10 protein-coding genes are annotated in these 11,480 nt (G+C 61.6%); all 10 read left to right on the top strand.

The window, feature by feature from the left end:
• Positions 1-146 precede the first annotated feature (146 nt).
• The 10 genes from OKW40_RS22820 (at position 147) to OKW40_RS22775 (ending at position 11,403) form a co-directional block, all read left to right on the top strand.
• The gene (locus OKW40_RS22820) at positions 147-1,727 is read left to right on the top strand and encodes an EAL domain-containing protein (protein WP_429491619.1); all 1,581 of its coding nucleotides are present in this window, start codon (positions 147-149) and stop codon (positions 1,725-1,727) included.
• Between the two features lie 394 nt (positions 1,728-2,121).
• The gene (locus tag OKW40_RS22815; RefSeq protein ID WP_090803944.1) at positions 2,122-2,502 is read left to right on the top strand and encodes a DUF2946 domain-containing protein; all 381 of its coding nucleotides are present in this window, start codon (positions 2,122-2,124) and stop codon (positions 2,500-2,502) included.
• A 106-nt stretch (positions 2,503-2,608) separates the two neighbouring features.
• Positions 2,609-3,502, top strand: a complete 894-nt coding sequence (locus OKW40_RS22810; protein WP_429491617.1) for a hypothetical protein — start codon at positions 2,609-2,611, stop codon at positions 3,500-3,502.
• Positions 3,503-3,520: 18 nt separating this feature from the next.
• On the top strand, positions 3,521-3,886 hold the full coding sequence (locus tag OKW40_RS22805; protein ID WP_429491615.1) for a copper resistance CopC family protein: 366 nt from the start codon (positions 3,521-3,523) through the stop codon (positions 3,884-3,886).
• Between the two features lie 2 nt (positions 3,887-3,888).
• Positions 3,889-4,794: a CopD family protein gene (locus tag OKW40_RS22800; RefSeq protein WP_429491614.1), complete on the top strand. Its 906-nt coding sequence runs from the start codon at positions 3,889-3,891 to the stop codon at positions 4,792-4,794.
• Between the two features lie 115 nt (positions 4,795-4,909).
• Positions 4,910-5,356, top strand: coding sequence for a copper chaperone PCu(A)C (locus OKW40_RS22795; RefSeq protein WP_244145121.1), 447 nt, complete (start codon positions 4,910-4,912; stop codon positions 5,354-5,356).
• A gap of 582 nt (positions 5,357-5,938) precedes the next feature.
• A complete protein-coding gene (locus OKW40_RS22790) occupies positions 5,939-6,961 on the top strand; it encodes a hypothetical protein (protein WP_429491612.1) in 1,023 nt (340 codons plus the stop codon).
• A gap of 971 nt (positions 6,962-7,932) precedes the next feature.
• Positions 7,933-9,390, top strand: coding sequence for an NCS1 family nucleobase:cation symporter-1 (locus OKW40_RS22785; RefSeq protein WP_187611735.1), 1,458 nt, complete (start codon positions 7,933-7,935; stop codon positions 9,388-9,390).
• Between the two features lie 511 nt (positions 9,391-9,901).
• Positions 9,902-10,171, top strand: coding sequence for a MoaD/ThiS family protein (locus tag OKW40_RS22780; protein ID WP_090803938.1), 270 nt, complete (start codon positions 9,902-9,904; stop codon positions 10,169-10,171).
• A gap of 83 nt (positions 10,172-10,254) precedes the next feature.
• Positions 10,255-11,403: a WD40/YVTN/BNR-like repeat-containing protein gene (locus tag OKW40_RS22775; protein ID WP_429491610.1), complete on the top strand. Its 1,149-nt coding sequence runs from the start codon at positions 10,255-10,257 to the stop codon at positions 11,401-11,403.
• Positions 11,404-11,480 lie beyond the last annotated feature (77 nt).

Raw genomic sequence — 11,480 nt, 5'->3', positions numbered from 1 at the left:
AGAAGAGTAGATGGACGATGCGCTCAGGGATGAGTTGAAAAATGGGCGCCAGATACTACTCTTTAGCGTGGCATCGCAATTCCGAGCGTTCGCCCCTCCCGTCGGTGCAGGTCTTCCATGCGGACAGTTACCACGGAACTTGCGAGATGATAAAACGGTTGTCGCTCATTTCAGCTTCTGTCGCGCTGGGCTGTATTGCGACAATCCTGCCCGTGCTGACCAGCATCTATGTCGCAGACGAAGATGCCGAACGTCGCGAGCAGGACGATCTGCAGCAATTGGCCGCGAAAGCCGTGATACGCACGGAGCTTGTCACCTACCAGGCATTCGCCGCGATCGCCGACATGGAGGCTGTACCCGGCGGACCCTGCTCGCCCGGCTACATCGCTCAGCTTGCGCGCGTGATTTTCAATTATCGCTACGTGCAGGATGCGGGCGCTTACGGCGGCGGACAATACCTGTGCTCGCCGCTTATGGGCGACGTTCGGGCGCAGCATCTGACAATGCCGCCGCCCAGTTGGCGAAGCAACGATGGCTATCTGGTTTGGTTCCGGCAGAAGAACCCGCTCAGTGATGTACGTCAGGACATTCAGATCGGTCGCAATGGAAACTATGTCTCGATCGATCCGCAGTCCTATGTTGATCTTATCGACCTCGCCCGAAGACCGATTGCCGCGATCAATGTCGAGACAAACACCATATTGGCCTTGTCGTCCGGCGCGGATGGCAACGACATGCTCAACGCATGGAAACTTGCCGGGCACGTGAACAGCGAACAATGGTATTACGCTGTCGCCCGTTCGGCGACCCGCCCGCTCGGCGTGGTAGTCAAATCCCCACGTAGTAGCCTTCTGGGCAACTGGACCGGTGTGCTTGTGATGTGGCTATCGGTTGGTGTCATCGTTGGAGGCTTGCTCGGTTGGCTTGCATTCAGGCAGATCTCGCGACAGCTCTCCTTCCCCGCAACACTCGAATGGGCTATCTCGCGAAGAAGGATTGACGTGTATTTTCAACCGATCGTGAGCCTCACAAATGGCGAATGCGTGGGCGTCGAAGCACTGGTCAGATGGAATCTGAACGGACGTTACATCTCGCCGGAGATCTTTGTCGCAGTTGCCGAGCAGAACCGCCTCATCCAGCCGTTGACGGACCTCGTACTGGACAAGACGATTGACGAACTGTCGAAGCTCCTGCGCTCGCGTCCTTCGTTCTATGTTTCTATCAATGTGAGCAGCGAAGACCTACGGACACACCGCTTCCTCAATGTCCTCACTGCCCGACTGGGCGGAACGGGCATCCGCCCTGCCCAGATCAGAATCGAAGCGACGGAGCGAAGCTTCATGGACGCCGACGCAACGCGAGAAACAATAGCGGCGTTCAGGAATGCCGGTCACCCGATCTATATTGACGATTTTGGAACTGGATATTCCAGCCTTTCGTATCTGCAAACCTTCACGGTCGACGTCCTGAAAATCGACAAGTCATTTATCGACACCATCGCACAGGACGCAGCGTCGAGCGTCGTCGCGCCTCATATCATCGAGATGGCACACGAACTGGGGGTGGAAATCGTGGCCGAGGGTGTCGAGCGCGATGTCCAGGTCGAATATCTGGTACAGAGAGGCGTCCAGTATGGGCAGGGCTGGCTGTTCGCGAAGGCAATGCGTGTGAACGAACTCATCCTCTGGCTTAGTGAAAGCAGATCGACGCTTCAGCCGACAAACTAATACCCCGCGTACGCAATGAAACAGTGCGGCGCCGCGTATGCCAATACACATACGAACGTCAACTGGCTAACAACAGCATCGACTTGTCGAGGCTTCAAAAGCGATCGTCGTGTATGCGTCGAGCTGCGGACGTCCGCGCAATTTGTCTGGATGTCCGGAACTGGCCGTGTTCCGACCCATTCAATTTGCATACACAACGTCAACCTCGGGAGGCTGGGATCGGCAGCACACGACCCTCCGGAGTCAGTCAGGCGCGGCCTGCGAGCGTCTCATTCCAGCCCTACTTGAGACTTCCGGCAACGCGGCAAGCTGTCACAGGTCGATGCCTGCAAGTAACACATGGCATAATGCGCCGCATTCACCTTCACCAGACCAATATCGAATCGTCGGCCTTATGCTGAGCTGCTTCTGCCGGAAATTGGGCTCCTATCTGGGATTGCTGGCAATCCTGATGGCAACGCTCGCGCCGACGGTTTCGCACGCACTGGCTGACCGCAACGAGGCTGGGCTTCCTTCAGCCTCGCTCTGCTCCGCACATTCGACTCCAGGCAATCCGCCGGGCAACGAGGACACCTCCCACTCGCTGGCTGCTCACTGGCATGCTTGCGGCTACTGCAACCTGATTGCGCACACGCCCGTACTGCCGAGCGTCCAGCCTGAATTTGCGGTCACGGTCTGGGCCATCCAGCATCGCGTTGCGACGCGGTTCGAGAGCATCCGTCGCGTCGAACCGCTGGCATCCGCACAGCCGCGCGCGCCCCCCGTTTCATCCTGAATTGAGCCCTGGTGGCGATGCCGTGCACGAACGCATCGCCAGGCGTCGTCGTGTCTCTTCACAGACTCGCGGCGGCGTGATGACGACCTCGATCAATGGATGAAACATGAATACCAATACCTTGCGCCATGGGAAACCCTTCTTCGCCATGGCAACGATCTCGTTCGCCGCAACCGCGCTCCTGCTCGCCTCAACGCCAGCCGCTGCCCATGCCATCGCGGGCGACCGCGTCTTTCCGTCAACGTTGGCTGTCGATGATCCAGGTGTCGGCGATGAAGCTAACTTCGAATACGGGCATCAGCGTGTTCCTGGAGACAACGGCGATCAAAGCATCAATACGTTCAGCTTCGAGTACGACAAGCTGATCACGTCAAGGCTTGCCCTGTCCGTCGACGGCGCTTACGTGATGCAGAACAATCCGACTGCGCACGGGTTCGATAACTTTGGAGTCGGCCTGAAGTATCTGCTGTATGTGAACGCCCCGCACGAATTCATGACTTCAGTCGGGGTGCATGCGGAATTGGGTGGAACCGGCAGCCACGCGATTGCGGACAGCTTTTCGACCATCTCGCCGACGATCTACGTGGGCAAGGGTATGGGCGATCTGCCCGACTCACTGGCCTATCTCCGACCCGTTGCCATTACCGCCGAAGCTGGGCCTTCGTTGACCACCGGGGCCGGTCAGCCCAATTCTTTCGACTACGGTTTCACGGTCCAGTACAGCCTGCCCTATCTGCAGCAGCAGGTGCATGATTTCGGCTTGCCGCAGCCGCTCTCGAACATTGTTCCCATCGTCGAGTTTCCGCTATCGAGAAGTCAGGGCCAAACCACTGGCACGATCAATCCAGGGTTCATCTGGATCAACCGCTATGGCCAGTTCGGTGTCGAAGCCCAGATACCAATCAACAGCGCGAGCGGTTCGCATGTGGGCATCCTGGTACAGGCCCATCTTTTCTTCGACGATATTGCGCCGAAAACGCTCGGCAAGCCGCTGTTCTAACGTGTAAGGAGTCCTCTCATGAAACTGCACACGATTGCACGCGCGGCCATCGCCGCGCTGATGATCGCCGGCTGCAATCTCGCGCAGGCGCACGCCTACCCGACCCAGGAGGCGCCGGGGGCCGGTGCGACCGTCACGACCTCGCAGAAGGACGTGGCGATCGACTTCGACGATGGTCTGGAGCCCGCCTTCAGCTCGATCGCCGTCACCGACTCGCAAGGCAAGTCCGTGACGAGCAGCAAAGCTGCGGTTGACCCGTCGAACAGGAAGCATATGTCGGTAGGGCTAAATCCCCTCGTGCCGGGCGCCTATACCGTCTCGTGGGTCGCCGTTGCCGACGACGGCCATCGCACCCAGGGGCATTACACGTTCACGGTGAAGTAACGGTGGATCCGCTCGTCGTCGCCCAGATTGCACTGGCCGCGATGCAGGACATTCTGTTTGCCGTCGCTACCGGCGCTCTTGCATGCGGCGTCCTGGGCGCACGTAGCGGATTGCCAGGGCAAGACACGACGCGAGTCTGGCGGACCGTCGCGTCAGTCGCACTCGCTCTCACCGCCCTGGCGTACCTCTGGCTTCAGGCCGCAATCATGAGCGGTTCGCCGCTCGGTGAAGCTGGTTCGGCTATCGCCCCAGTACTGACGCAGTCCCACTTCGGTAAGGCATGGTCGATCGGCGTTGCCGGCGCGCTGCTCGCGGCGTTGAGTGGCCTCAAGAAAGAGCGCGGCTCAGCGCTCTTTGCTGCGGGGTTCGTCCTGTGGGTCGCGGGCAAGGCAGCCGCGAGCCATGCGGCCGACTCCGGCGACTTCTCGTGGCGTGAGGCGATCCACGTCGTCCACCTTTCCGCGACTGCGCTTTGGGCCGGCAGTGTCATCGTCGCCGCGATCCTGCTGCGCCGGCTCGAACGCGAACCAGGCCGTCCGCCCGGCCGGAGGGCTGCGTTCTGCTCGGCGCTGTCTCATCTGGCGACGACTGCGCTCGTGTTTGTTCTCGTCACCGGTTTCTACAACGCCGTTCAGGACACGGCGCAGGCCAGCGCGCCGCTGCTGCGCACACACTGGGGCCGGTTGCTCGCCGCAAAGCTTGCATGTGTGGTCCTGGCGACATTGCTCGGCGGCTGGAACCGGATGGCGATTCTGCCCGATCTGCTCGTGCTTGCCGAGCGGAACGATCCGGATTACCCCGCCGCGCAACGCCGCTTCGACGGCGTTCTCTCTGTCGAAGCGCTCGTCATGCTAGCCGTACTTGCGCTGGCTGCGGTGCTGGGCCATACGTCGCCGACGGGCGGATAGCGGAGCGACCATGTAGACATGCGACCGATATGACGATCGAGCCTTGCCTCGGTGCCGCGACGTAGGTCCCACCGGCCCATCACATTTTCCTTAACGTAGAACAGGAGGTTATGCCATGCACCACCCCTTCTTCCGCCTGGCTATCGCGCTGCCGCTCGCGGCTGCTTCGCTAACCGCTTTCGCCGCTTCGTCGGGCGCCATGATGGTGTCCGACTGCTGGATCCGCTCGATGCCGGGCGACGTGCCGTCCGGCGGCTACTTCAAGCTGATGAACATGGGAGACAAGCCCGTCGATCTCGAAGGTGTTAGCACCGATGCGTTCGGGATGTCCATGCTGCATCAGACGCAGACTACCGGGAGCACGTCGAAGATGGTCATGGTCGACAAGGTGACCGTCCCGGCCAACGGGACACTCGCATTCGCGCCGGGCGGCTATCACGTGATGTTCGAGAAGGAAAAGAAGCCGCTGACGGTCGGTTCGACGGTTCCCGTCACGTTCAAATTCAGTGACGGGGAGAGTATCGTCGGGCAATGCGCGGTGAAGAGCGCAACAGGCCAGTAATGACGCTTGCAGCCCGCGCGAAATCGATCGCGAGACTTGAGAGCGCGGGCTGCAACGATTCGGGCAACCGGCGGACGTTTGTATCTGGTCAATGATGCTCGATGCGCTCGGCGATGTGAAATGATGCTGCGCCGTGGCGACGAGCGAAAAATGCGTGGTTTTTACGCATCGCCGCGTACGGAAATTGAACATCGCTGTCCGAGGCGGAAGCCGACCTTTGCGCGCTCTGTGGCAAGGGCGGCTGTTGGCCGCGTGCCGCCTCATGCATTGGGCTGCGCAGCTTGAACCTCGCAAGACTGCGTTCGGCGGCACGCGACCCGTCTCTGCCGCTCGACCCCACACGACTTTAACGGCCGCTTCGAACGAGCGACGGTCGTAAGGGCAGTTGGGTCGGCGGCCATGTGACTCGGCGGCCTGAGCGGTAATTTACTTAGCGCAAATCTGGTCGGCGAATGTCAAGCTGAAGATGGCAGCAAAAAATCTATCGTCGTGTTCGAAATGACTTGACCACTACAACTCAAAAACCTATCGTTTTTTCACATTTATCTGACCACCACATTATTCAGGCAGTGCGGGGGCAGCATGAGCAAGCTGACGGACAGCATCAACACTTTCGTGACGGGCGACCTGGTGTTTACGCGCTACCCGCCCACCACCCGGCAGCCGATCCACGTCACCGTGTTCCTCGAGCCGCGCCACGGCCTCGGCCGGAGCTACGTTCACGCGGGCGCGCAGCAGCTGGAGATCGCGGACGTCGCGACCTACGCGGATGACAAGGGCGCCGGCGGATACCTGCACGCCCATCCGACGGATAACGTGCTGCGCTCCCGCACGGCCGAAATCGCGCAGATGTTCGCGCAAAACGTCAAGCGCACGCCCTACGGCAACTACCCTTCGTCGGCGGACTTCCAGCGCTTGCAGCTCCTCGTCGAGAGCCCGCACGCGAGCCGTTTCACGGGCATGGTGCGCACGACCGACTTCGGCCAAATCCCGTTCGAGTTCCCGGCGCTCGTGCGGCTGCTCAAATGGACGCTGCGCGCGATCGACAACGCGCCGCTCAGCGAGAACCGCGGCATCACCTGCGCAGCCTTTGTATCGATATGCCACCAGGTGGCGCGAATGCTCATCTTCTTCGACGACGTTGGCCTCACGTGGCAGCCCGAGAAGATCCGTAACTGCTTGCAGAAGCTCAACGGGCTCGTCGAGTCCAAGGCCTCGCTGCGCGCTGAACTCGAGAAGATCGGCGAGGACCCCACGCGGAACAACAAGCCCATCTACCGCAATCAGGCCTATCGCGAGCACTCCAACCGCAAGCTCACGCCAGCCGGCAAGAGCGAGCTCGCTAGCAAAAGGGCGAACGTCGCCTACGACAGCGTGCCCGACGAGGCGCGCAAGCGATTGAAGAAGAACGCCCCGTCGTCCGAACTCGAGGGATATTGGCTCGTCATCCAGACCGAATGGCTCGGCATGAATGCGGCTATCACGAAATCGCTGCAAGACATCCTTGGCGACTTCTTCTTCGACGCCAAGTACGTGAGCTCGCCCATCCTGTCGCAACGCGTGCAGACCATCGGCTGGCGCACGGTGGCTTTCAACGCCTACTGATCTCCGGGGCTCAGGGCTCAGGGCGCGGCGATGCCGGACGGCGTCCTCAAACAAGGCAGATCCGTCCCTCGAAGCGGCAAACGCTCGAGCATCGCGGTGCCCGTTCGTCGAACCGACGACCTAAACCGTCGCGCACCATCCAGGTTCCCGAGCGGCGAGCGACATCGATCGGAGTCGCTTGACATAGGAGCGTCCACGCGTTTGCCGAACGGTTCTTCCTGAACCGGAAAGTGGAACGTGTTTGGCAGCGCGAAACGGGTGCATGTCCCGCCACTGTCAGACTGGCAGAACGCTCCCAGTCTGACAGTATCTATCTATCGATGAAAGACGGGACGGACTACCTATAAATGGCCGACGACGCCACCGGACATGATCCACGCACGAACGTCCGGTGTCGGAGGCGGAGCCGACATGCGAATGTCCTTGTGAAACCGCGGGCCAATGGCCGTAGATGGCCGAACCCGGTCCGACAGCAAACTTCGGTGAGGGGGCTGAGCACCGCCGGTTGCGTTCGGCGGCACCCGATCCACTTCTACCATTTGAGATCGCATCTGAACTGACGAACGCCAGCTGTCGCCCGATGCGGGACCATCGGAGGTCAATCAAACACGGCATTTGAATCGGGCTGCCCTCACATCGAACCCTTCGACGAGGGGGGCCTCCGGCCATCTCCACATCAACGGCCCCATAGATTGCGAGCGGGACGCAGCAACGGTAAGCATCGCGCAATTTTATTGATTTGCGCGGTCACAATGGACAACAACGACGAACTTGCGATTGCGCTCATTGTGCGTGGGATCGGATTGTTGGCTTGCGCCGACATGCCTCTCGATTAGGGTTAACCCATTCAGAGCTGTGCCGCACAGTACATACAGTTCTTGCATACGAGCTTGCTTCAGACGCGGGGGCATCGCCGCCCAGGGTCGTCTGGCGGTGGTTCCTCATTTCCACGAACTCAAAGGAGACGACAGATGGAAATCCGCAACCCTTCCCCCGGCCTCTACAACGAAGATCTCGCACCTGCCAGGGTGCGCAACTGGGGTGCCTTTAGCATTTTCAACGTCTGGACCTCGGACGTGCACAGCCTCTGGGGCTACTACCTCGCCGCCAGCCTGTTCCTGCTGTGCGGCAGCTTTACCAACTTTGTGCTGGCGATCGGGCTCGGCTCACTCGTGATCTTCGCGCTGATGAATCTGATCGGCTACGCCGGCGAGAAGACCGGCGTGCCATACCCGGTGCTTGCGCGCGCCTCTTTCGGCGTGTGGGGCGCCAACCTCGCGGCGCTGGTGCGCGCCGTGGTGGCCTGCTTCTGGTACGGCGCGCAGACAGCAGCGGCTTCGAGCGCGATAGTCGCGCTGTTGATCCGCAGCACCAGCCTGATGGAGTTCCACAAGGGCACGCACTTTCTCGGCCACTCGGGGCTGGAAGTGATCTGCTACTTCATCGTCTGGGCGCTGCAGCTGCTCATCATTCAGAAGGGCATGGAAACGGTGCGCAAATTCCAGGACCTGGCCGGTCCGGCGGTGTGGATCGCGATGCTGATCCTGGCGATCGGCCTGTGCGTCAAGGCGGGCGGCTTCTCGTTCGAGCATGGCATTCCGATGGACGCGCTGCTCGAGAAGACCAAGGACGCCGGCGTCAGCGGCGAGCCCGGCTCGTTCTGGGCCCTGATGGCCGTAGGCGCGACCTGGATCACCTACTTCGCGGCGCTGTACCTGAACTTTTGCGACTTCTCGCGCTACGCGAAAAACCGCGACGCAGTCAAGAAAGGAAATCTGTGGGGCCTGCCGGTCAACCTGATTGCGTTCTCGCTGGTCGCCGGCGTCACCACCATCGCCGCCTTCAAGGTGTACGGCGAAGTGCTGCTGCACCCCGAGCAGATCTCAGCCAAGTTCGATAGCTGGATACTGGCACTCATCGCGGCGGTGACTTTCGCAGTCGCCACGCTAGGCATCAACGTGGTGGCCAATTTCGTCTCGGCGGCGTTCGACATCTCCAACACGTTCCCCAGGCAGATCAGCTTCAAGAAGGGCGGTTTCATCGCCGCAGCCATCGCGCTGGCGCTCTACCCGTTTGCGCCGTGGGAAGGCAACGCCGCGCACTTCGTCAACGCCATCGGCGCCACGATGGGCCCGCTGCTGGGAATCATCCTGGTGGACTACTATCTGGTGGCCAAGGGCAACGTCAACGTCGCGGCGCTCTACCAGGAGCACGGCGAGTATCGCTACGAAAGCGGCTGGAACGTCAACGCGCTGGCCGCGGCGGCGGTCGGCAGCGTGTTTTCGACCTTCCTGCCCAACTTCACTAACCTGCTGCCGGCCTGGTGGAATACATATGGCTGGTTCTTCGGCGTAGCGATCGGCGGCGGCATGTACCTGGTCATGGCGACGCTGCGGCCGCGTACCGCAATCGCCACTACCCGCGTTTAAGGCTCTTTCCATCCCGATCAGGTAGGGTCAAGCACTGGCACGGCACCGCCGGGTGCCTCCCGGAAGCGGGCGGTCGGTCACGATAGCCGCGTGCGACTCGCGAATCGCAGATTTGGCCGACGATCCGCCTGATGGCATCGTTCAAAGAATGGCACTTTCGGCCACAACTTGCCGTTCAGCGAGCCGGGAAATCTGCCGTTGGAGCGGCCGCATTACTCCGGAACCTGACGGACTGGCTCAGGGCGTGTTGCCGTCATTCGAGAATCGGCTTTGGTCAGGCAGCTGAGCGTCACTTTGCGGACATTCGCACCTCGGCGGTCGCGAGTGATCAGCCTCACTGAGACCGAACGCGTGCTTACGACCCCGAGCCGCCTTTCGGACTCGCGACACCGCAACGGCCGCTTCGGAGGCGCAACCTGTCGTCTGTTGTATGGCGATACCCCGAAGCACCCGGCGGATCGTCTAAACTGCAGAATCGACGACCAGGCCATTCCCGCTCGGCTACCCCGCCATGGCGCACATCTTCTTCGCTGCTTCGATTCAACGGCATATCGCAACGCCCGAGCGCGAGATCGACGCGCGCACGCTCGGCGAAGCACTGAAGGCCGTCTTCGCCGCGCAACCTCGACTGCGCGGCTACATCCTTGACGATCAGGGCTCACTGCGAAGACATCTCGCCGTGTTTGTCGACGGCCGGCCGGTGCGCGACCGACAACATCTGTCCGATGCGCTCGGCGAGGAAAGCCGCGTTTACGTCATACAGGCGTTGTCGGGCGGATAAGAAGGTTCCACTCTTACTCGAGCTTTGCATGGGACCAGAGTAAGCGCTAAAGCGCCAACTCTGGTCGACAGGAGACACTCCACATGAGCGATCGATTGCTTGTTGCAACCCGCAAGGGATTGTTCGTTCTGCAAGCCGACGGCGAGGGCGGCTGGACGCTCGGTGAGCCGTATTTCGTCGGCGAGCCGGTGAGCATGGTGCTGCCTGATCCGCGCGACGGTTCGCTGTATGCCGCGCTCAATCTCGGCCACTTCGGCGTGAAGCTGCATCGCCGGCGCGCGGGCATAGAGGATTGGGAAGAGTGCGCGGTCCCCGTCTACCCGCCGCAGCCTGCCGACGAGACGCATGCCGGTGACGGCGCGGACACGAGCGCGGACAATGCGAGCGCGGCCGTGCCCAGCCCGCCGGCTCCTCCCTGGACGCTCCAGCAAATCTGGTCGCTTGAAACCGGCGGCCCGGACGAGCCGGGCGTCCTGTGGGCCGGCACGATTCCCGGCGGGCTCTTCCGTTCCGACGATGGCGGCGATACATGGCTGCTCAACCGGGCGCTGTGGGATCGCCCGGAGCGCCGAGAATGGTTCGGAGGCGGCTACGACGCGCCGGGCATCCATTCCGTGATGGTCGATCCGCGCGACAGCCGGCACGTGACGATCGGCGTGTCGTGTGGCGGCGTCTGGCAAACCGCCGACGGCGGCGCGACCTGGCGCGTTAGTGCCGAAGGCATGGAGGCCGACTACATGCCGCCGGAGCGACGCGGCGATGCCAACGTGCAAGACCCGCACCGCGTCGTGCAATGCGCCGCAAATCCAGATGCGCTGTGGGCGCAGCATCACTGCGCGATCTTCCGCTCGACCGACGGCGCGGCGCACTGGCAGCGGATCGAAGCGCAGCCGTCGAGCTTCGGCTTCGCGGTTGCCGTGCATCCGCGCGAGCCGGACACCGCGTGGTTTGTGCCCGCCGTGAAAGACCAGTGCCGGATCCCGGTGGACGGCCAGTTCGTCGTCACGCGCACACGCGACGGCGGCCGCACGTTCGAGCGTTTCTCGAACGGGTTGCCGCCTGCACCGGCGTATGACCTCGTGTATCGGCACGGGCTCGCTGTAGATGACTCCGGCACGCGCCTCGCAATGGCGTCGACCACCGGCGCGCTATGGACGTCCGACGACGGCGGCGAAAGCTGGCATTTGATTTCAGCGCATTTGCCGCCTGCTTATTGTGTTCGGTTTGGATGAGGGCGCGGGGCGGGCTGGTGAGACATGAAACGCCTACATTGCCTTCATGCGCCGGACATAGCCTGAATGCGTGCATC

Source organism: Paraburkholderia sp. RAU6.4a, from assembly GCF_050435625.1.
GTDB lineage: Bacteria > Pseudomonadota > Gammaproteobacteria > Burkholderiales > Burkholderiaceae > Paraburkholderia > Paraburkholderia tuberum.
The sequence above is the reverse complement of the archived record's forward strand: the minus strand, read 5'-3'. Positions and strand labels throughout refer to the sequence as shown.